Here is a 19,417-nt window from a genome sequence, read left to right as displayed (position 1 = left end):
TTTTTACTCCGCATGAAAATGTAAAAGAAATGAACTCTTTATTTAGAGTTCCACAAACAAGGACCTTAATATGGGTGGAAATAGCACAGAAACAATGTCTCTAAAGCTTAAAATCTGGAGACAAAAAAATAGCAAAGATAAAGGACAAATGGTCGACTATAACCTGGATGGCGTCTCTCCTGATATGTCATTCTTGGAAATGCTAGACATCCTTAACAACAAACTGGTTCGCGAAAAAGGTGACCAGATCGCATTCGACCACGACTGCCGCGAAGGTATTTGTGGAATGTGTTCTCTTATGATCAACGGACAAGCACACGGACCACAAGGTGGAGTCACAACTTGTCAGTTACACATGAGAAAATTCAAAAACGGTGATGAGATCGTTATCGAACCATGGAGAGCAAAGGCCTTCCCGGTTGTTAAAGATCTTATGGTTGATAGATCAGCTTTCGATCAAATCATGGCCGCTGGTGGATACGTTAATATCAACACTGGAAACGCTCCAGATGGAAACTCAATCCTAATCGGTCACGAAGAAGCAGAACTAGCGATGGACGCTGCCGCTTGTATCGGTTGTGGTGCCTGTGTTGCGAGCTGTAAAAACGCTTCAGCGATGCTTTTCGTTGCTGCAAAAGTTTCTCAACTTGCTCTTCTTCCGCAAGGTCAAGTTGAAGCTGAGTCTCGCGCTTTAGCTATGGTAGAAAAAATGGACGAGCTTGGATTCGGTAACTGTACGAACGAAGCTGAGTGTGAAGCTCAATGTCCGAAAGGAATTAAGCTTGATAACATCGCACGTATGAACCGTGGTGTTGTTCAAGGAATTTTCGCTGCTAGAAAGTAACTCGACAAAACAGTCCTATGGACTGTTTTGATTCTGCAGAATGGAATAAAAGCCGTCTTCGGTTTTTAAGAGTTCGAGTTACCAACCGATGAACTTCAAAAACATAAAGGCCCCGAAAAGGGGCCTTTTTTATACTGACGATTTGCAATGAGTGCCTGAGGCCCTGGCCGTCTAAATTTTTCACACCCCTCACTTTTTTTCTCAGTTTAGGGATTTAAATCACGAAATCCCCTACCATGAATAAAACCAAATCAATCTGGAGACCTGTATGAAAATGGCCATCGCATTTCTTGTTTTAACTCTTTCTTTCGGTGCTTTTGCCAAGGACCAGGCCCCATGTAAAATAGAGGCCCATTCAGCGGCAGCAGAACTTTACCAACACGAAAATCCAGGAACAGGCTTCTCCCTAAGAGCTAAGTTTAAACCGGTTCAACAGGATAAAGTTGTGTATCACATGGTGGAAATCGTTGATTTTGAAGGCGGACAGAAAACCAATATGACGGTGTCCCTAAACCCAAAAACTTGTGCCGTTTTGAGTATTGATTAATCACCTTCCTTAAAAGATGATGGTGTCCATGTTTTTATACTCCGACACCATCAAAGCTTTCGCTTATACTATTTCGTTTTAATGACAATGGACTGGGACTACTAGAAGCCTTTGTAAGGCTTTCAAAAATTTGAGCTAGACCTCATACGCAATTCCTGTAAGAATAAAATCACTATTTTCAAGGAATTATATGAAGGTTTTTTTTTATACGTTGCTTATAACAATCAATGCTCATGCCAAATATGTTGAAGTAAAAAAATCTGAAATACCTATTCAGCAAATCATTCAAAATTTAGAAAAAAAAGAAAAAGAAAATCCATCGAATATAGAGACTAAATTTCAATTAGCACGCGCCTATGGATTGGCCGCCACAATGACTACAATTCAGACGGCAAAAACAGATAACCCTTTATCTGATGCCATTTATGGTAAGCCTGAAAGTGTTAATCCAATGTTTGATGGACAGAAAAAAAGTGCTACTGAAGTTGATTATTACGAGAAGTCACTATCCCAGTACAATCAAATCTTATCAACCGATCCAAAAAATTATCAATATATCTTAGGAAGAGGCTGGGTCTATCTTCAACTGCAGAAAATTGATCTCGCTCGCACTGATTTTATGTCTATTATTGACGACATAAAACCGCTTAATCCTAGCTTTATAGATAGTTTTTTAATACTCATAAAAATTAAAGATGCTCCCCTTTTACTAAAGAGGAAATGGGATTTTTCACCTTTTGATCGTTTTTTCTACAAAGGAGCTATTAAAGGATATCCATTAATCAAAGAAACAATTCATTATCTACGTCCGCTTTTAAAAGAAACTCATACAGACAATGTCATTTTAAAGAAAATAGCTTCTATATCGAATGACTCTACTGAGCTTGCTTTCATGACACCAATAATTTTCCCGATTAATAAAAAAACAAGTTATAAAGATTTAAAAAATGAAAATCTATATGTTCAATTTAATATGGATGGAATGGATACTCATACAAAATGGCAATGGATAAAAAAAGATGCTGCTTTTCTCGTTTTCCTAGGAAAATCTCAAAAGAAACTGGTCTCCTCTGGAAAAGAGTTATTTGGAAATGTTACTTTTTGGATCTTTTGGAATAATGGATACGAAGCTCTTGATTCATTGGATAACAATCGTGACCATTATTTAAGTGGAAAAGAGCTCGAGGGAATTTTTGTTTGGAATGATGCAAATGAAGATGGAGTCTGTACTCCAGAAGAAATTTTTAATTTAAATGCATTTAAAATAAAAAAGATTGCGACATTGTATAAGCACCACAAAGATGACATCGATTACAATCCGAATGGACTTATCTTAGAATCAGGAGAATTTCTTCCTACCTATGACTGGATAAGTAAATCCAAAACAGAAAATTAATTTCTATGACAGCGGTACCATACGCATTGAAAACTATTGATTTTACATTAACCAAAGCACGAATATGACTGCTTCCCTAAACCCAAAAACTTGTGCCGTTTTGAGTATTGATTAATCACCTTCCTTAAAAGATGATGGTGTCCATGTTTTTATACTCCGACACCATCAAAGCTTTCATCTCCCGCGTCCGCGAAGACGTGCGCGATATTGTAAACAATGAAATGTCGCTCAAAATGGACCGCAGTCGCGTCCTCTATAAAGGCATCCTCTATCCTCTTAACATCATCGTTTTTGAAGATAACTCGAGACTAGGTTATTTCGATTCGAGAACCTATGAGCTGGGACTTTCGAAAAAACTTATGTACACGGCCCACGACCGCGTTTTAAAAAATGTCATCCGCCACGAGCTGGCCCACTTTTGGGCCTATATCATTCATGGCCCGCAGGTCATGCACGGTGAAGAGTTCAAGGCCATCTGCCGCAGTTTTAACTGGGACCAGGATGTTGAGCGCGCCTACTCTAACGTGCAAATTGAAAACGATAAGATTGAGGGCGACCTCAAAACCCAAAAGCTACTAGAGCGCCTAAAAAAGCTTCTTGCCTTATCCAGCAGTGACAATCCTCACGAAAGAGAGCTTGCCACTCTAAAGGCCAATCAGCTCCTTTTAGAGCACAACCTGGATATGACCCGCACTCAGAGTAAAGACGATGAGACGGTTTATGTAAAACGCGTCTTGGAAGCTTCCCGCAAGCAAACGAAACACGTAGCGATCTATGAAATCCTAAAAACCTTTTTCGTCTCTCCCGTTTTTAACCACGGCAGAGGGATTTTTTACCTGGAAGTTATCGGTGATAAAACCAGTGTTGAACTGGCCGAGTACGTCGCTCATTTCTTGGACCACGAACTGGAAGTGATGTGGAAAGATGTGAAAAAGAAAAACCCTACTTTTAAGAGCATTGCCGCTAAAAACTCTTTCATGCGTGGAGTTTCTAAAGGTTATGTAGAAAAGATTGAAGACCAGAAGAAAAAATCGGCGCAGAGTTTTGAGCTCGCTTTAATTGAAAAAAACCTGGCCCATAAACTTCATACTGTCTACTCACGCATCGGACACTCTTCAATGAGCGCCGGCACCCATCATTCAGGCGCCAATGCCGCTGGGATTGAGTCGGGTCGAAACCTCTCGATTAAACCGGGGATTTCGGCCGGTAAATCGGGAAAAACACTACTTCTGTCTTAACTTTTTACACCCCTGTAGAATCTATTCAATCCCCAAAATTCCCCTCCTTTTTTAGCTACAATTAAGCAAACTATTTTTTGAGGTTTAGCTTATGAAAGCACTATTTGTTTTAACTCTTCTTTTATCTGCCAGTGCGGCCCACGCCATTTCAGATGAAAAACTAATCACTAAATGTGCACCTGTGGCCTACTTGAAAATCTTAGGTCGCTCTAAAGAATTAAAATGTCCTTTAATCAAAGACACCTTTGCTGCCATTAATATCGATAACAGAACACTTAATCCGTACAAGTACGTTATGTACCAGGCGGACACTGAGTGCCAGGACATTCCAACAATTACCGCAGTTACTCAATACAGCGCTACTAAAAAAGATTGTTACTAATAACGGAGACATTATGAAAAAAATCTTAACGACAACCCTTCTTGTTTCTCTTCTTTCGACTTCAGTAATGGCCGGAGAATTTGTCAGAAAACATGGCGAAGCTCTAGGAATGAGTTATATTGGCGCCTCTATTTTCCTGGGAGTTTATGCAACGACAGGGCCAGCAGTTGGTATGGTGGTTGGTGTCTCGACACTGGCGAGTGTAACGAAAAAAGAAATTGAGGCGAGCAAAAGAGAAGCTGCCAAAATGTTACTAAATGATCTTCAGGATTATTACCAGAGTGGTTCTTTGACTGCATCTCTGGCAACATCGGTTGCAAAATTAAAAGAAACTGACGCTGAACTTTCAGAAGCTGATGCGCTGGATATTTTACAAGAAGCTGCTGAATCTATTTTAAATTAAAACTTCCGGCCCTGCTTAAAGTGCAGGGCCTTTCACTTCCATTCCAAAATGCTTAAGTGCTGTTTCAGAAAGATAACTCTTTCCTTCCTTGCAAAAAACCAGTCCAAATAGTTGTCGTCTATTCAAATATTCAATGCCCTCTTTTTTTGAAAGATTCATCAAAATAGTCGCTGTGGTGTCCGCAGTGATGGCATTATCTGCAAGCACAGTACTACCTATAATTTCCCTGGCCGACATCCCCGTTTGCGGATGAATAATGTGGTTATTGAAGCGGTCTCCACCGACATTGTGGACATAACCACCAGATGAGGCAACGGCACCATTATGCAGTTGAATTACTCCCACTGCTTTTTTTGGGTCCGAAGAAAGAGGATTGCGGATGCCAATTCTCCACGAGCGCGGCGCCGTCAGTTCTGCGGCCACTCGTATATCACCGGAGCCATTGATATAAAAATTAACCAGACCGCGTTTCTTAAAAAGGTCATACACTCTATCAACAGCATAACCTTTACCAATTCCTCCCAGGCCGATTCTCATTTGAGAAAAAGGAAGGAAGATCGTTTTCTTTTTTTCATCTAGCTTAATGAGGCGGTAATCAATGTATTTCAAATGCTCTTTGATAAAATCTTCGCTTAGGACTTTTCCTTCTTCCTTGTGCGCTCTCCACCAGTGCCCGATAGAAGCAAAGCTGATATCAAAAACACCGTTGGAGTTTTCTGCGACTTCATGTGATTTTTTAATGAGCCCCAAAGTCTCTTCATCTATGTCAACGGGGCCCACTCCGGCCATGGAATTGATGCGGCTGAAGTAACTTTCTTTGAAGTCTGTAAACTTCTCTTCAATTCTTTTGACTTCCTGGTAGGCTTCCTCAAAAAGAGCGTAAACATCTTCCCTAGATAAAAATGACTGGGGAAAGCACAAAAATTGAAACTCTCCCCCCATCACTTGATAAGTTTTTTGGCAAGTCACCTGATTCATAGGCTTGTTGGCGGAACAACATCGCGATAAATAATGTTCATGTCTTTATCCACCACGATTGTCACCGGTAATGAATCGACGCCCAGGCTTTTTGAAAATGAGCGGTCTTCATCTTTTAACATTGTATAACTGAACTTATATTTTCGTTGAAAACGCTCAATTAGGTTGTCTTTTTCTCCAGCATTCACAGAAACAAAAGTCACGCTATCAGAGTATTTTTCTTTTAAGGCCTCTAGCTTTGGCAGCTCATGAATGCATGATGTGCACCATGTGGCCCAAAAATTAAGCAGGACTTTTTTCTTCTTCACTTCTTCCTGCAAATGAAACTTTTCGCTCTTTTGATGTATAGGAAGAGTGAAATCCTTCATTTTTTCCGCTTGAGCATTTAGAGAAAAAAGCATTAGAGCAACTATTAACACTTTCATTATGACTCCTTAAAATGAAACACTCAGTGATGTTTGTAAATAAGCATACGAAAGCCCGGTATTTCTCTTTCCGTAAGTTGCCCCTGTCGCCCATTCAGAGTCGGCCAGGTTCATTCCAAACACCTTTAAATCTCCCAAGAGATGCGAGTACATAACGGAAGGCTCTAATGAAGTAAACTTACTCATATCAGAATCACTCGTCATAAATCGCTCTTGTGTCCCGAAGGCATCTTTATAATAATCCACGGCCGTTTGAGAATGCACTCTCATGGCAAACTCTAAGAAGTCCTGGTCATCACGAAGGGAGAATAAATAGGCCAGGCGTGCAGTGTGGGCCCTTGATCCCCAGTCATCAAAGTAATTGCGGTAACTCAAGTGAAAAGACATCTCTTCACCAACAGCATGCACCCATTTAGCAGAAAAGGCCGTTCTCTCTCTTCTTCCCGGAAGTGATTCGAGTTCACGAGTCCCATTGATATTGACTGTTCCTGCCGTTGACTCCAGTCGCCCTTGTGAGTTGGCGTAAGTTGCATCGAACTCAACAATGTCACTTCTGGTTAGGATTTGTGATCCACCTAAACTGATGGCATAAATATCGCGGTCGTGTTTTTTGTTCATCACCGCATTTTGTGGTGGTGTGATATCCTGGAAAAGCCCCACGGTATCGGCGTAGTACTGCAGTCCAAGTCCAATAGTGAAGTTGTCATTTTTAAATGAATGAGCGTAATCCAAAGAGATGTTTTTTGAAGTATAATCATACTCGCTGGAGAAACCAAGATTCATGCCATAAGTGGCCTTCCCCGATTCTCTGCGAACACCGATATTAGGAGCAACACGCGCCTGCCCTTTTTTCCCTTCTCCGCTGGCACCAGTGTTACCATCTAAGATGGTATCAGACTCGGCCGTCCAGGTGTCGAGGACAAAACTAGCATTGATTTCTGTGTCTTCCGTGATTTGATGTTTAACAAAAATCTGTGGCTCAATCACTCTGACATCTTCATTACCAGAGTTGTCCAGAACTTGCTTTCCTGTCTTACTGTTTTGAGAGTAGAAATTAAAAAGTGTTTTTACTTTCGTCTTTCCCTTCACCATCATTTCAGCAAAAGCGTTTGAAAGTCCTAAAATAAAAATTACAAGTGATAAGAAAAAACGCTGAAGCTTAGTTGCACCCACAACCACCTCCTACTGCTTTTCCTCCACCAATAGCACCTTCCCTAAAGGCCCTCACTTCATCCTGAAAAACGGTCTCTTCCGGATGAGGGTCAAGTTGCATAATTCTTTTAGCGAGAAGACCGCGATCAATCTGATCGACATTTGCACAAGACGTCAGTGCACTCAGCAATGACACGATAATAAGCACGCGCATGAAAAACTCCCTTTTTTCTTTTCCATTCTATTGTTGGCCTGGAAAAGACAAAAGACAATCCATCAAAATAAATTTTTACTTAATATAAGGCTTCCATTCACGGCTCAGGTAAGAAATCTCAACAAAGTCGATTTTACCAAACAAACAGCGCTCAGCACTTTGCCAGAGACCTTTATCAGAAAAAGTAAACTCAAAAATCTGGGGAACACCACCAAGTTCTTGGCAAAGCTTAAAGCCAGGTGAACCAATATTTGAGCGATAATCTTTAATGACCAGTTCACTCTTATATTTCTTTAGGATATTGCATTTATCGTTTGCACAGCTTGCAGAAAGGTAAAAAAGCATATTGTCTGGTGTTTTTTTCTGACAGAGCTCAGTTTTTTCATAAACTGGTTTTTTATCAAAAATGTAGCGAATGCTCGCCTTCTTACAAACATCAGCGACGGCCGAAAATGAAATAAGATTGATGAAAATGAGCAGCGTCTTCATTTCAGATAGGTCACTCCACTAATTGATTGCTTAAGTTTTGATTCAGAAACCCAGAAATGCCCGCTGTAGCGGCAGCCATTGCTATCGCAATTTTTATGGCAACTCAGCCCTTCACCTTCATTTTGTTCGCAGTTTTTCCCCCAGCTATTTCTCAGGAGATACTCACAAGCTCCGGTCTCAGGATTCGTTCTTCTTCCTACGACAATAGATCCATGGTCCCCAGGGCCAGCTTCACCGTTAACTTTATTGTAGTCGTAACCCACTCCGATAATCTCACCATTTGAAATCTGATCATTAATGGTTTTCATCAGAGTATCGACGGGGTAGCGCGAAGTAAACTGACTGATAACTTCGGCGCGGTAGCCTTTGAAGCTCAACTCTTTACATTGATTGTCGTATAAGGCCTCAACTAGTTTTTTTGTCCCATAACGATTCGTGTGGTTGCGAATAAAATTAACATCTACACCTGGGAAGGCCTTCTTAATATCGCTTCCGAAACAATTGCTGGTCAGGTCCTGCTCAATTCTTTTTTCTCTGGCAGAACTCAAAAGATTATTTAAAAAATCACTATAGTTACTATCTGTACAAAACTTAAAATCGTTAGAGGGCAAGTCATCCTCTAAACACAGGCCATTTTTTTTCGTGAGATAATTATCAATACTTCGTTTAATATCTCCCCCATTGGCCGATTCACGAGTCTTGATATCCTGTTCGATTTCTTGTCCGGAATTATACAAACTCACGGCCGAAATTCTTTTTTTCAAGCGGTAACTTAAAAGATCAGCTGCCGTGTAGGCGTAACACCAACCGACTGTATCCTGATTCCTAACATTGTCTAAGTTCACAGCTTCGTTTTGATTAATTTTATCTGCACACTTTCCGCCACTGATAGCTGGCTTTACCACTGATTCATTTTTTTTCGGAGGCACAACAATGTCTTCATACACTTTGTTATTAACGACAACTTTTCCGGCCGGCTGGTTGAAGACATCTTCAAAGTCGTATTTGTATTTTTTACTTTTTCCTGTGAGGTAATCGTATTCGCTCGAAAGATCTTTACCGCCTTCTTCTTTAATCCCAAGCTTCATGTACTTCTGAACAGTCTCGATGCGCTTTTCTTTCACACTCTGACGGATATCATTTGTTTCAAGAATGGCATTTGAAGAACATTCTTGTCCGGCAATTTGCGATTTAAACTGCGAATAGATTCCTGAGAAGGCCTTGACATCATCGTAGGCCATTAAACGTTTGCTGGTATAGGGCTCTGAAGCGACTTGAAATTCTAAAACGGCGTCTTCACAAACATCGGCGCCAGCCTTTGAGAGGACGACGATGAAAGCGCAAAGAATACAGACTAAGACCTTCGTGGTCTCTCTTAGGTTTGCCATCTCAACAATTATAGCTGAGGGAGAAATTTTTTAAACTTGTTTTACACTAATTTTTGGTCGGGTCCAAAAACCCATTTGTGTTGCTGACCGATCACGCGGAAAAATCCGCCGTTTTCTTCATTCCAGCTTAAGACATTCTGGAAACGCTCCATTGGAAATTTCTCTCCCAGGTTATAACAAGGAGTCAGAACCCATGGAAAAGAAAGAGAGCTTTCGGTTGTTGCCAGAGATTTGAAAGCATCAAGAGTCGATTCAAAATCCACTCTGTCAGCGATAACTGATTTTAACTGAAACTTCGCTCCGTACTGAGCGTTCATTTTTTGGATGTTCTTAAGGGGAGTTTTTACCCCTGTGGAAGGCGTTTTATAGTCGAAACTGATATAGTCAACTAAGTCGAAGATTTCGTCTACAACACGAGTTCCGGCCGCTTCAATATTCACGTAATACTTTCTTTCTTTAAGTGCTTTAACAAGTGCCAGGACGTGAGGCACGTGGCTTGGGTGAAGTGGATCTCCCCCAGTAATCGAAACGTTTTTAATCGTTCCGTTAAAGCCTTCTGCGTGAACTCTCGCCAGGATTTCTTCCAGATCGATTCCCGCTTCTTTATCGAAGTCCCAAGTGTCTTTTGAATCACAGTTCAAGCATCCTACCGTACAGCCCTGGTAGCGAACGAAGATTTGCGGGCGTCCTAAAAAGACTCCTTCTCCTTCGGTAGCGCGGTAAATAGAATTTATGAGGTGATTTCCATTCATATGTAATTTGTCTTTTTACAGGGGGGGCCTATAGGCGTCAAATGATACCTTCGGGAGTAAGTACTTTTTTCAGCCTCTCCCCCTAAATTAGTGATAAAATACGTATATATGAACCAAAAATATCAAGAATTATACCGAGACACTATTGAGAAACTGCGCCAAGGACACCGTCCCCAGATCAAGCTCACCCCCGAGCTTCTGGCGGACCTCAAAGGCGAATGGGAAAAAATCCTCGCTGAAGGAACTGACAAGGCCCTTCAAAGCGAGACGTTAAAGAAAATTCTCTGCATCTTAGATAACTCACAAAACACGACTGCTGAGTTTAATGAACTCTTCATTAAAACCCTCAAAAATATCAAAGACCACGAACTCATTGTCTACGCTCTTTCAGCTTCACAAAAACATGTGGTCGCTGAAAGTTTAAAAACCGGAACAATGATTTCTTTTGAATACTTTGAAGTGCTAAAAAATTTAATCAAAGACAAAAACCCTGAAGTCAAAGAATGGGCCTTGAGAACGATTGAGTCCCTTGGACCAATGAGTTTGCGTTTAAAAAATGAAGTGCTGGCCGCGAAACCAGGGCTGATGAAACTTTTTGATAAACACCAAAAAGCAAGTTCTCAAATCATTGAGTATCTTGAAAACGAATGGAAGCGAATGAAGTTATGAGCCGCTATAACGACGAAGAAGTCAGAAAGTTCCTACAAAAACATCACGATCCACAATCACAGCTGGAGAAGTTAAAAACATACACCAACGCTGCGACCACTCCTCTTTTTGAAACTGATTATCACGAAACTTATAAGGTCAATATCATCCCGGATAAAGCTGTCGCGCCCGCGATGTTCATTCCAGATAAACTCGATCCAAAAAAATTCCGCGCACATCCGACAACAATTCGTGCAATGAGAAAAGATCTCTTCATGGGTGGAGAAGACTTTGTTGACTTAGAGTGTCTCATCACTTGCGCATCATGCAAGACAGAAGTCGACCTGCAATTCTGGCACTTTTGCCCATACTGCGAAGCCTCTTTTCCAAGCGGAATCAAATAAATTCTATCAAAGATGTTAAGCTTTGTTAGATTTTAGTAATTTACTAGATTGCTCCCCTATCTGTATCTTCAATTTCCAGAATACTGTTCTTTTAAATGTTTGCCGCCGCAAAATATCATTGAGGATGAATGCGGTTATTTTTCAGGAGTAAGAATGAAAAGAGAGAATGCTTATCTGTCAGACAAACAAATTGCTATTTTAAAAGATAAACTGTTATCGGAAAAAGAACGCATCGCGAATAAGAAGCTTGAACAAGAATCATATCAGCTTGATAGAAATGAGCTGTCTGATCCTCTTGATGAAGCTAGTGTTAACACACAAACTTCTCACGATATCCGTTTCATTAACCGCGAAAACTTCTACCTAAAGAAGATCAATAAATCTCTCGATGCTATGAACCGCGGGACTTACGGTCTATGCGAAGAATGTGATGCTGAGATTGGATTTGAAAGACTAAATGCTCGCCTTACAGCTGAACTTTGTATCGCTTGTAAAGAAGAAGCAGAAATGGCAGAAAACAACAATTTCTTCGACAAAAAATCGAAATCTCTTGGACGTGCTCTTCACGACACTACAAGATAAGAAACACACAAAACAATTATTCTTTTAAGGATGCGACTCTTTTGGGTCGCATTTTTATTTTAAGGGAGCTGCTTCGCCTACTGGATGCTGGTAGAAATTAAGTTCGACATATTTGAGATTGTGCTTTTTTAATTCATCCATCACCGCGTACTCTTTTCCGTGAAACTCATCTTTTAAAACAACTTTCATCGTCGTACCAGAAACCACAGAAACAGATTTAATCATGCTATGGAATTGCTCTGATTCAAGCAGATTTTTTTGATCGATGGATTTTAAACCAACAATCAGCTCTCCCCACTTGTATCCATCACACAGGTCATTTTTTGTTTGCTCTAATCCACCCATTGACCTGATTTGCAGTTTTCCTTTATTCAGTTTTAACCAAAGACAGATAGGGCGATTATTAAATTCAGATTTAACCACCAGGCTTGATCCATATCCTCCACAGTGCAGAGTCAGGTCACTCGTTAGGGCCTTGTCTCTTTTTTTACCGTAAAGTAATTCTTCAACCTGATACTCGACTTCATCGCGAGTGATAAGAATAGACTCTTTGTCGTTAAAGCTTGCGATTCTTAAGGCATCGCCTTGCTCATACCAACAAGCTCCATCAGAAAGCGACTGCACGCTTACGTCTTCTGCCATGACAGAGCTAGCAATCATGAGTCCGATCATAAATTTGGTGAAATGGGATAGGCCCATCACAACAATCCTCTTATAGGGTTTACTTTACCGATCCTATCGGTTACTCATGGAATAAGTTTACTTTTTTAGTCTGATAATAAATTTTAAGGGTTTAGGGCCACTTTTTATGCGTGAACTGATCTATATCGTGGTGGAAGCTTTCTACAAAAAGGCCGTCTATGACGTCCTTATTGGCTATCATTTCGAGAAATTCAGGCAGCCAGAAGAGCTTGAAAGCCACCTGCAGAGAATTGCGACCTTCTGGGAAATGCAACTGACGGGGCAAATCACAAAACCTTTAGAAGGCCCGCAATTCAGGCTTATGCTCACGCATCTACAGATTGGAATTAAGCGCGGAGAGCTTGGAAGATGGGTCATGCTCTTTCACCAAACCCTCGATGAACTTGAAGAGCAATTCAGGACACAGGCCCCGGCAGAGGAGCTGGCAGAAATTCAGTTGATCACTGCTGAATGGAAAAAACGAATCGCCTTTTTTAAAGAGCGATTTGAATCAAACCCAAATATGTTTTCCAGAAATTTTTAGTGGTGCTCGCCGCCGCCTGCAGGGGCCGCGTGCTCTGAAGGAATGTTCACTGGTTTTCTTTGAACCCTACGCTTTGGATTGGCCGCATGGAATTTCACAATCATTAAATCTTCTAAGATCGGCTCCCCTTCAACTTTATCAAAAAGCCAGTTGCGAGAGTAATACTGATTAAGTCTTAGAGCTTCTTCACGGGCCTGTTTTTCAGTTTCAAATTCAACCACAGCAAAACTTAAGCGCTGATAGACCATAGGCCTTGAATTGACTCTATTAACTCCTGGAGCGTAGTCTTCAAACTTGATGGCGTTGGCCGCGTCTTTATCGCCGGCGGCCCCTGTTGAATCCAGGATGAGGTTGAATTCTTCCAGCGTGTATTTTAAATCAGGTGCTTCTTTCTTTTTGGAACAACCAAAAATCAAAAAAGCACCTAAAAATAAAATCGCTAGTTTTAATTTCATTATCTTGCTGATCTCGTCGTTTTCTTTGCTGGAGATTTTCCAGTGCGCTTATAGCGAGGAGTGTTTACGTTTTTAACAGTTTTAGCGTGGCGTTTCTCACCCGGTTTTTTCTTAGTGAAAACTTTCTTCTTGAGTTCATCAAGCTGCTTTTTCTTTTTATCCAGCTTCGTCTCAACAGCTTTTGCTTTAATCGCTTTAACCGCAGAGAACTTCTTCTCATCAAAAGCAGTTAAACGAATCGCTGATTGGTTTTTAATCGCTTCGTTAATACGCGTGATGATGTTCATATCTTTTGGCGTCACCAGGTTGTAAGCAAAGCCCTCTGCCTGTCTTCTTCCTACGCGACCACAACGGTGGATGTAGTAAACAGCTTCAAATGGAAGATCGAAGTTCATAACCCAAACCAGGTCCTCAATATCCATTCCGCGAGCAGTGATATCAGTTGAAATCAGCACTCCACCTTCTTTTAGGAATTGATCGTAGGCCTTCTTTCTTGCTTTTGCTTCCATTTCCCCGTGAAGAGCATGGAACTTCATTTTCGGGAATTTCTCCGGAAGCTGAGAGTAAAGCGAGGTTACTGTATCGTGTTTGTTAACGAAGATAATCCCGCGTCCCTGGGCCTGATTTTTTAAAAAGGCTTCAGTCATTTTCAGTTTTTCATCGTCTTTTAAGTAAATGTTAAATGTACGCACTGATTGAGTCAGTTTGTTTTTATCTTCGCTGTTGTAGCTAGCAAAATCAATCTCAGCAAAAATGGTACGGCAGAATTCATCAAGACTTGGTGAGTGAGTCGCACTGAAAAGCCCCACGTGCACTAAAGTGTCATCACAAGACTTGTAGATATTTTCCAGGTCGCGACGGAACCCCATTTCCAATAATTGGTCTGCTTCGTCCATGATCAGGTAGTTTGTTTCTTTAAGGTTTAGTTCTTTTCTTTTAAGGGCATTACTTAAGCGCCCTGGAGTCGCGATTAAAATATCAATATTGTCGCGAGAAAGAAGATGGTTCGCCTTAGCAGCTTCACCACCAGCGAGCATACGCACGCGAAGCTTTACATGGTGAGAAACAGATTTAAAAACTTTTTGCAGCTGAAGAGCAAGCTCTCTTGTTGGAGCTAAGATAACAGCGCGAGGTTTCCCTTTTGTTTCTTTCGGGTCCCCGACCATTCCATCTTCTTCGGCCGTTTTTAAAAGCTCGCAAATTGGAAGAGCAAAACACAGAGTTTTCCCTGAACCAGTTTTAGCGATAACGTTAACTGATTTACCCTTGATAAAATCAGGAATAACTAAAGATTGAATGCGCGTAGGCTCTTTAAGTTTATTTTCTGTAGTAAAAGCAAGGACTGAAGGATGTGATAGGATTTTTTCGAAACTCATGGTTGGACTCATCTGATGCGCGGTAAGCTAGTTAATTTAAAACCAGCTTACCACGACTAACAGACTATTAAAAGAAAATGCGGAAATCGACCGAGTGAAGCGCTGTAAGCTTTACGTCCTCGTCAGTGTCCTTAAGTGGCTTTTTAAGCGAGTATTCAAGCTGCATTAACCACAGTTTCATACGTGGAGTCAGGGTTAAATATTGTTTATCTACCATGGCGCGGAACTCAAGCCCCAGGCGGTCTCCCCAGACGTGGGCCCCGACACTCGTACCTGCGTACATACCGTCAGCAAATCCGTATCCTGACCTCTTGTGGACACCAATAAAAGGCTGAAGAGATAAAGCGTTTAAACGGTATCGTGCGTCTGCGTGGAAACGAATTAATGGGTCATAGTCATACATATGGGCCTTTGAGCCTTCTTTTGCGTCACCGATTTTAGTTAGTTTTAGTTCTTCAATACCTAGGAATGTTGAGTAATTTGAGTTTCTGTAACCTAGACGGTAATCGACTTGAACCGTTGTTTCAGTGTTCATTTTGTCAGGAGTGTCGATTGAGTCCCCTTTTGCGATCTGAGTTCCTGTTACGAATTGATAAAGATCCGCTCTTCCCATTCCGTACAGGTTGAAATTCCCAAAGAAGTGCTCGCCGTATGTGTAATCATTGAAGAATCCTGCTTTCGCATCGGCCTTTGCAAAAAGAGTCATCGTCGGGTTATTTCCAACGTTTGGAACAATATATTTTCCTGTCGGTAAGTTGTCACAGTAAAGCCTTGCAGCTGTATTGGCCGTCGTGCGGGCAATACAAATAGTCTTGATGTCATTTCCTTGTTCTGAAACCAGGTCAAGACCCAAGATGATCGTTTGAAGTTCTGCTGGTACATCGTCTCTAAACAAATCAAGAAGATCTTGGTTGGTTACTTTTTGGCTTCTAATTCCAATATTGGCCCCGACATCAACATACACTCTAAAGTTTGGCGTAAACTTCACATCCCATGCTGAAAATGACGGAAGTGGAGTTCCCAGAGCCACGTTTATTTTCAACGTTTGTTCGGTCTTATCATATTTTGTTAGAATACGGTTTGCTTCATCAATTTTTTCCTGGTCCGTTCCCTGAAACTTTGAAGCTTTGTCGATATCGTCAATAACATCCTGAACGTTTTTATTGGCCGTTGCCCCAATATCAAAGAAGAAGTCGTGTCCGATTGGTCTTAGCATTGCTTCTGTTTTTAACTTATCGTCGATAATCTTATAGCGTTCAACAACGTCATAAGCTTGGGCCGTCAACGATCCGGCAACCAGGGTACCTAGGGCAAGAGCTCTGATAGGTTTCATTCAAATCTTCCTTGATTGTTCATGATGCACAAAATTGTTATTAGTCTCCATCGTAGTGGGTGACAAAAAATTGTAAAGTGGATTATGCCCGAGCAAAGACATCCATTTATCTTTTGATTGTTAAAGTCTGATATTTTTTGCGATAATTATCTCACTATGAACCAAGAAAAAAACCAATTCCGCCTCGATGTTCGCCTAGATAACAAGCCGCCGATGAAAATCGATGTGATCGACACCATCACCGTAGGCCTTGACCCTCGTTGCGACTTGGTTTTATCTGGAACAAAAATTAAGAATCGCCACCTGGAATTTATTGCGAAAGGGGAAAATCTTGCACTCGTTTATCTGGGAAATACGAACCAGACTTTTTTAAACTCCCTTCCTCTGGAGGAAGGGAAAACATATTTACTAGAAATTGATGACCGCATTCAACTTTCAGGGGCAGAAATTATCGTCCGCTCTGAAGTCGTACTTGTACATGAAAGTCAGAGAGTAAAACCTATTGTCTTTAATTCTCTCGAAGACCTCACTCCTGAGTCTATTCCAGAAAAAATCGTTTATGCAGACAATCCGACGGGTTCAATGAGACGAGAAGTCCATGTCAGACCCAATGTCATCGACAGTATCGAAGGGCATTCAATCATCAACCTATGGGTGGTTAAAACGTCTTCACTTGTTTTTGATTTTTTTATCACTTATTTAGTGCTCGCTGTTTTACTTCCCATCGTTTTTGCCCAAGATTACGCCATCGTGATTATCGATTATCTTGCCTCTGTCATTTTCCCTCTAAAAACCCATTCATTTTTTAAATTCTTCATTGCCTGGTACTTGTTAAGTTTTGCCCAAACGTTGGTGTTTGGAACAACTATCGGCCAGTTCCTGCTTGGCCTTCGTCATAAAGGTGAAAACAAATTCGGCAAATTGATTTTCTTTCGCTTAAAAACATTTTTGTTTTCTCTTTTTCTCCTTCCAGCACAAAACTCACTAAGCCAGAATTATTTTTTTAAAGGAGTGAGAAAAGTTGGAGTTTTTCTTGTCATCCTTTTTATTGTCTTCTCCCCTTTTTTCCTTCCCTCTCCTTACAATCTACCTATCACTCCCATGGTCGATGGGCCGAGCACCCACAAAGAGTTGCGCGCTAGAAGTATTTTTAGCTTCTCTAAGGACCTGCAGGTCAATCTCAACGCCGAACTCTCTCCCCGCTATATGCTTCTTCCTTATGTTGGAGCAGAATCGAAAAAAAGGGCCTTCGAGCTTTTTGATCTAAAAACCAACACTAGTATCGTGATTAAAGAAGTCAGAGACTTTTTTTATAACGACCTTGACGATCAGATGGAGTACGCCAACCCACTTTATAAAACATTTCATCGTCTCCCTTTTAGCGAACTTACCATAAGAGAAAAAAAGGAAATGATTGAAGTGGCCTTGATGTCTTCGCCTGGCCAGGTAAAATCATTATTCTTAAACCTCGGCCCTTTCTTTGGAAGTGCCACTCTCATCAAGTCCCGCCTGATGGAAGGAATCACTACCAACGAGGCCACTCTTAAGTCCTATGCTCCACAATCCCCAATGTTTTTTATTGGCAGCACTGGCATCGATTATTATTACGTCTTCACTCCAATGGGGATCAAATGCTTTAGCATCGATTCACCTAATAAAGGCGCTTTATCCGCCGTTTTTGAGGAACAGATCTGGAGCAAGCTTCTTTCTGAATCTGAAAATACCGTCGTCTTAAATCGCCAAAACGTAGACCTCCTTCTGGCCCAAGACTCTTTTTTACACGGTGACGAGCAAACCTTTTTGACTTATTACGTCGGAGTTGCTAATAACCTCTCTAACGTAAGGATAGTACACGCAGAAATGGACCTAACCGACAGAGCAAAACGCGCTGTCATCAAAAACATCGATGCCGTTATGAAATCTGTGACCAACAAAAACGTTCACAAGTCCTTCGCCGACATTAAAAACCAACTCACACCAATGGAAAATCCTGGAGAAAAATGATGAGTGCCACTGATACCCCAAGAATCCAAGACCAAGTCAAAGAACACTTCAAATTCAAACTAGAGCACGTAGATCGTCACTCAAAGGCCCGCGCCGGTGTTATCACTACTCCACACGGAGATATCCCAACTCCCGTCTTCATGCCCGTAGGAACTCACGGAGCGATCAAAGCGCTTCAACCACAAGTCCTAGAAGACATGGACACAAAAATTATTCTTTCAAACACCTACCACCTTCACTTAACTCCAGGTTCAGACCTCGTGAAAAAAGCTGGTGGGCTTCATAAGTTTATGAACTGGCCTCGCCCCATCCTAACAGACTCGGGAGGATTCCAGGTTTTCTCTCTTCAAAAGAAATCAATCAAAGAAGAAGGTGCAGAATTTAAAGACCAAAAAGGTGCAAAAATTCTTCTTTCTCCAGAGACATCAATCACGATCCAACAAAACCTTGGATCAGACATCATGATGGCCTTCGACGAGTGTATCCCATATCCTGCCACTCGCGAGTACACCAAAAACTCAATGGATAGAACTCACAGATGGCTTGATCGTTGTATCGCCACTTGGAACAATCCAAAACAAGCGCTTTTTGGAATCATTCAAGGATCAACATACAACGACCTTCGTAAAGAGTGTGTTGAAGAACTTGTAAAACGCGACCTTCCTGGATACGCCATCGGTGGTGTATCAGTTGGTGAAGGTGCTGAGTGGATGGAAAAGATCGTGAGCTTCACAGCTCCTCTTATGCCAGAAAACAAACCTCGTTATGCTATGGGGATTGGTAACCCAGAAGATCTTCTGATGTTATGGGAAAATGGAATTGATATGAGTGACTGTATCATTCCAACGAAATTTGCTCGTGGTGGGACGCTATTTACGTCGCGTGGGAAGATTCGTATTCGTCATAGAAATTATCGCCGTGACTTTTATCCTATCGACCATTCTTGTTCTTGTTATACTTGTAAGAATTTTTCTCGTGCTTATATTAAGCACCTTTTTGATTCGAATGAGATCTTGGGACAGGTTTTGGCGACGACTCATAATATTGCTTATTATAAGTCGTTGGCAGAAGGTGCGAGGAAAGCGATCCTTGAGGACCGCTTCCTGGATTTTAAGAAAGAGTTTTTTGCTAATTATAAGAGAGATGATTCTAAGGATGATGATATGGGTGGGGAGGATTAAT

The 19,417-nt window shown here is 41.2% G+C and carries 23 protein-coding genes; 12 read left to right on the top strand and 11 right to left on the bottom strand.

The genetic code is table 11. From position 1 onward, the window contains the following. Positions 1-94: 94 nt before the first annotated feature. From AC6JA8_RS08015 to AC6JA8_RS07990, 6 genes are all read left to right on the top strand, one after another. On the top strand, positions 95-844 hold the full coding sequence (locus AC6JA8_RS08015; protein ID WP_497976876.1) for a succinate dehydrogenase/fumarate reductase iron-sulfur subunit: 750 nt from the start codon (positions 95-97) through the stop codon (positions 842-844). A gap of 268 nt (positions 845-1,112) precedes the next feature. Beyond that, positions 1,113-1,391 (top strand): hypothetical protein, encoded by a 279-nt coding sequence (locus AC6JA8_RS08010; protein WP_497976596.1) that lies wholly within the window; start codon positions 1,113-1,115, stop codon positions 1,389-1,391. Between the two features lie 190 nt (positions 1,392-1,581). Beyond that, the gene (locus AC6JA8_RS08005; RefSeq protein WP_497976595.1) at positions 1,582-2,787 is read left to right on the top strand and encodes an SPM autocatalytic domain-containing protein; all 1,206 of its coding nucleotides are present in this window, start codon (positions 1,582-1,584) and stop codon (positions 2,785-2,787) included. A 143-nt stretch (positions 2,788-2,930) separates the two neighbouring features. Then, a complete protein-coding gene (locus AC6JA8_RS08000) occupies positions 2,931-4,025 on the top strand; it encodes a SprT-like domain-containing protein (RefSeq protein ID WP_497976594.1) in 1,095 nt (364 codons plus the stop codon). Positions 4,026-4,116: 91 nt separating this feature from the next. Beyond that, entirely contained in the window at positions 4,117-4,407 is a 291-nt protein-coding gene (locus AC6JA8_RS07995) for a hypothetical protein (protein ID WP_142409597.1), read from the top strand. A gap of 13 nt (positions 4,408-4,420) precedes the next feature. Beyond that, the gene (locus AC6JA8_RS07990; protein WP_497976593.1) at positions 4,421-4,810 is read left to right on the top strand and encodes a hypothetical protein; all 390 of its coding nucleotides are present in this window, start codon (positions 4,421-4,423) and stop codon (positions 4,808-4,810) included. 15 nt (positions 4,811-4,825) lie between these two features. Here AC6JA8_RS07990 and AC6JA8_RS07985 read toward each other — a convergent pair whose 3' ends face one another. The 7 genes from AC6JA8_RS07985 to AC6JA8_RS07955 all read right to left on the bottom strand — a co-directional run bounded on the left by AC6JA8_RS07985 (position 4,826) and on the right by AC6JA8_RS07955 (position 10,208). Then, a complete protein-coding gene (locus AC6JA8_RS07985) occupies positions 4,826-5,788 on the bottom strand; it encodes an FAD:protein FMN transferase (RefSeq protein ID WP_497976592.1) in 963 nt (320 codons plus the stop codon). Next, positions 5,785-6,213, bottom strand: a complete 429-nt coding sequence (locus AC6JA8_RS07980) for a TlpA family protein disulfide reductase (protein ID WP_497976591.1) — start codon at positions 6,211-6,213, stop codon at positions 5,785-5,787. Before AC6JA8_RS07980 ends, AC6JA8_RS07985 begins: the two co-directional genes overlap by 4 nt. Positions 6,214-6,222: 9 nt before the next feature. Beyond that, positions 6,223-7,386, bottom strand: coding sequence for a DUF3570 domain-containing protein (locus AC6JA8_RS07975; protein ID WP_497976590.1), 1,164 nt, complete (start codon positions 7,384-7,386; stop codon positions 6,223-6,225). Next, the gene (locus AC6JA8_RS07970) at positions 7,373-7,579 is read right to left on the bottom strand and encodes a DUF4266 domain-containing protein (protein ID WP_142409602.1); all 207 of its coding nucleotides are present in this window, start codon (positions 7,577-7,579) and stop codon (positions 7,373-7,375) included. The genes AC6JA8_RS07975 and AC6JA8_RS07970 overlap by 14 nt, the downstream gene beginning before the upstream one ends. 75 nt (positions 7,580-7,654) lie before the next feature. Beyond that, positions 7,655-8,068, bottom strand: coding sequence for a hypothetical protein (locus AC6JA8_RS07965; RefSeq protein WP_497976589.1), 414 nt, complete (start codon positions 8,066-8,068; stop codon positions 7,655-7,657). Next, positions 8,065-9,456 carry a C1 family peptidase gene (locus tag AC6JA8_RS07960; protein ID WP_497976588.1) on the bottom strand — a complete coding sequence of 464 codons (1,392 nt, stop codon included), beginning with the start codon at positions 9,454-9,456 and terminating at the stop codon, positions 8,065-8,067. The genes AC6JA8_RS07965 and AC6JA8_RS07960 overlap by 4 nt, the downstream gene beginning before the upstream one ends. Positions 9,457-9,497: 41 nt before the next feature. Then, on the bottom strand, positions 9,498-10,208 hold the full coding sequence (locus tag AC6JA8_RS07955; RefSeq protein ID WP_102243299.1) for a 7-carboxy-7-deazaguanine synthase QueE: 711 nt from the start codon (positions 10,206-10,208) through the stop codon (positions 9,498-9,500). 108 nt (positions 10,209-10,316) lie between these two features. Between AC6JA8_RS07955 and AC6JA8_RS07950 the strand changes: the two genes are divergently transcribed. From AC6JA8_RS07950 to AC6JA8_RS07940, 3 genes are all read left to right on the top strand, one after another. Next, positions 10,317-10,877: a hypothetical protein gene (locus AC6JA8_RS07950; protein WP_102243298.1), complete on the top strand. Its 561-nt coding sequence runs from the start codon at positions 10,317-10,319 to the stop codon at positions 10,875-10,877. Then, entirely contained in the window at positions 10,874-11,260 is a 387-nt protein-coding gene (locus AC6JA8_RS07945; protein WP_166637366.1) for a hypothetical protein, read from the top strand. Before AC6JA8_RS07950 ends, AC6JA8_RS07945 begins: the two co-directional genes overlap by 4 nt. Before the next feature lie 153 nt (positions 11,261-11,413). After that, the gene (locus AC6JA8_RS07940; protein WP_102243296.1) at positions 11,414-11,842 is read left to right on the top strand and encodes a TraR/DksA family transcriptional regulator; all 429 of its coding nucleotides are present in this window, start codon (positions 11,414-11,416) and stop codon (positions 11,840-11,842) included. Positions 11,843-11,896: 54 nt separating this feature from the next. Here AC6JA8_RS07940 and AC6JA8_RS07935 read toward each other — a convergent pair whose 3' ends face one another. Continuing rightward, the gene (locus tag AC6JA8_RS07935) at positions 11,897-12,502 is read right to left on the bottom strand and encodes a hypothetical protein (protein WP_497976587.1); all 606 of its coding nucleotides are present in this window, start codon (positions 12,500-12,502) and stop codon (positions 11,897-11,899) included. A 148-nt stretch (positions 12,503-12,650) separates the two neighbouring features. On the opposite strand from AC6JA8_RS07935, the gene AC6JA8_RS07930 reads away from it, so the two are divergent. Next, a complete protein-coding gene (locus AC6JA8_RS07930; RefSeq protein WP_142409606.1) occupies positions 12,651-13,067 on the top strand; it encodes a globin family protein in 417 nt (138 codons plus the stop codon). Here AC6JA8_RS07930 and AC6JA8_RS07925 read toward each other — a convergent pair. The 3 genes from AC6JA8_RS07925 to AC6JA8_RS07915 all read right to left on the bottom strand — a co-directional run bounded on the left by AC6JA8_RS07925 (position 13,064) and on the right by AC6JA8_RS07915 (position 16,231). Beyond that, a complete protein-coding gene (locus AC6JA8_RS07925; RefSeq protein WP_497976586.1) occupies positions 13,064-13,522 on the bottom strand; it encodes a hypothetical protein in 459 nt (152 codons plus the stop codon). The two genes, AC6JA8_RS07930 and AC6JA8_RS07925, sit on opposite strands and share 4 nt — an antisense overlap. Beyond that, the gene (locus tag AC6JA8_RS07920) at positions 13,522-14,898 is read right to left on the bottom strand and encodes a DEAD/DEAH box helicase (protein ID WP_497976585.1); all 1,377 of its coding nucleotides are present in this window, start codon (positions 14,896-14,898) and stop codon (positions 13,522-13,524) included. Before AC6JA8_RS07920 ends, AC6JA8_RS07925 begins: the two co-directional genes overlap by 1 nt. 67 nt (positions 14,899-14,965) lie before the next feature. Then, positions 14,966-16,231 carry a hypothetical protein gene (locus tag AC6JA8_RS07915; RefSeq protein ID WP_497976584.1) on the bottom strand — a complete coding sequence of 422 codons (1,266 nt, stop codon included), beginning with the start codon at positions 16,229-16,231 and terminating at the stop codon, positions 14,966-14,968. Positions 16,232-16,387: 156 nt separating this feature from the next. On the opposite strand from AC6JA8_RS07915, the gene AC6JA8_RS07910 reads away from it, so the two are divergent. Both AC6JA8_RS07910 and tgt read left to right on the top strand, forming a co-directional pair. Then, entirely contained in the window at positions 16,388-18,235 is a 1,848-nt protein-coding gene (locus AC6JA8_RS07910; RefSeq protein WP_497976583.1) for an FHA domain-containing protein, read from the top strand. Next, the gene (gene tgt, locus AC6JA8_RS07905) at positions 18,232-19,416 is read left to right on the top strand and encodes a tRNA guanosine(34) transglycosylase Tgt (protein WP_497976582.1); all 1,185 of its coding nucleotides are present in this window, start codon (positions 18,232-18,234) and stop codon (positions 19,414-19,416) included. The genes AC6JA8_RS07910 and tgt overlap by 4 nt, the downstream gene beginning before the upstream one ends. Position 19,417 lies beyond the last annotated feature (1 nt).

Source organism: Bacteriovorax sp. HI3 (genome assembly GCF_059738875.1).
The sequence above is the reverse complement of the archived record's forward strand: the minus strand, read 5'-3'. Positions and strand labels throughout refer to the sequence as shown.

Bases quoted from the DNA above. Each gene is read 5' to 3' on its own strand.
- AC6JA8_RS08015 (WP_497976876.1), top strand. From the start codon at position 95: ATGTCTCTAAAGCTTAAAATCTGGAGACAAAAAAATAGCAAAGATAAA.
- AC6JA8_RS08010 (WP_497976596.1), top strand. From the start codon at position 1,113: ATGAAAATGGCCATCGCATTTCTTGTTTTAACTCTTTCTTTCGGTGCT.
- AC6JA8_RS08005 (WP_497976595.1), top strand. From the start codon at position 1,582: ATGAAGGTTTTTTTTTATACGTTGCTTATAACAATCAATGCTCATGCC.
- AC6JA8_RS08000 (WP_497976594.1), top strand. From the start codon at position 2,931: ATGTTTTTATACTCCGACACCATCAAAGCTTTCATCTCCCGCGTCCGC.
- AC6JA8_RS07995 (WP_142409597.1), top strand. From the start codon at position 4,117: ATGAAAGCACTATTTGTTTTAACTCTTCTTTTATCTGCCAGTGCGGCC.
- AC6JA8_RS07990 (WP_497976593.1), top strand. From the start codon at position 4,421: ATGAAAAAAATCTTAACGACAACCCTTCTTGTTTCTCTTCTTTCGACT.
- AC6JA8_RS07985 (WP_497976592.1), bottom strand. From the start codon at position 5,788: ATGAATCAGGTGACTTGCCAAAAAACTTATCAAGTGATGGGGGGAGAG.
- AC6JA8_RS07980 (WP_497976591.1), bottom strand. From the start codon at position 6,213: ATGAAAGTGTTAATAGTTGCTCTAATGCTTTTTTCTCTAAATGCTCAA.
- AC6JA8_RS07970 (WP_142409602.1), bottom strand. From the start codon at position 7,579: ATGCGCGTGCTTATTATCGTGTCATTGCTGAGTGCACTGACGTCTTGT.
- AC6JA8_RS07965 (WP_497976589.1), bottom strand. From the start codon at position 8,068: ATGAAGACGCTGCTCATTTTCATCAATCTTATTTCATTTTCGGCCGTC.
- AC6JA8_RS07960 (WP_497976588.1), bottom strand. From the start codon at position 9,456: ATGGCAAACCTAAGAGAGACCACGAAGGTCTTAGTCTGTATTCTTTGC.
- AC6JA8_RS07955 (WP_102243299.1), bottom strand. From the start codon at position 10,208: ATGAATGGAAATCACCTCATAAATTCTATTTACCGCGCTACCGAAGGA.
- AC6JA8_RS07950 (WP_102243298.1), top strand. From the start codon at position 10,317: ATGAACCAAAAATATCAAGAATTATACCGAGACACTATTGAGAAACTG.
- AC6JA8_RS07945 (WP_166637366.1), top strand. From the start codon at position 10,874: ATGAGCCGCTATAACGACGAAGAAGTCAGAAAGTTCCTACAAAAACAT.
- AC6JA8_RS07940 (WP_102243296.1), top strand. From the start codon at position 11,414: ATGAAAAGAGAGAATGCTTATCTGTCAGACAAACAAATTGCTATTTTA.
- AC6JA8_RS07935 (WP_497976587.1), bottom strand. From the start codon at position 12,502: ATGATTGCTAGCTCTGTCATGGCAGAAGACGTAAGCGTGCAGTCGCTT.
- AC6JA8_RS07930 (WP_142409606.1), top strand. From the start codon at position 12,651: ATGCGTGAACTGATCTATATCGTGGTGGAAGCTTTCTACAAAAAGGCC.
- AC6JA8_RS07925 (WP_497976586.1), bottom strand. From the start codon at position 13,522: ATGAAATTAAAACTAGCGATTTTATTTTTAGGTGCTTTTTTGATTTTT.
- AC6JA8_RS07920 (WP_497976585.1), bottom strand. From the start codon at position 14,898: ATGAGTTTCGAAAAAATCCTATCACATCCTTCAGTCCTTGCTTTTACT.
- AC6JA8_RS07915 (WP_497976584.1), bottom strand. From the start codon at position 16,231: ATGAAACCTATCAGAGCTCTTGCCCTAGGTACCCTGGTTGCCGGATCG.
- AC6JA8_RS07910 (WP_497976583.1), top strand. From the start codon at position 16,388: ATGAACCAAGAAAAAAACCAATTCCGCCTCGATGTTCGCCTAGATAAC.
- tgt (WP_497976582.1), top strand. From the start codon at position 18,232: ATGATGAGTGCCACTGATACCCCAAGAATCCAAGACCAAGTCAAAGAA.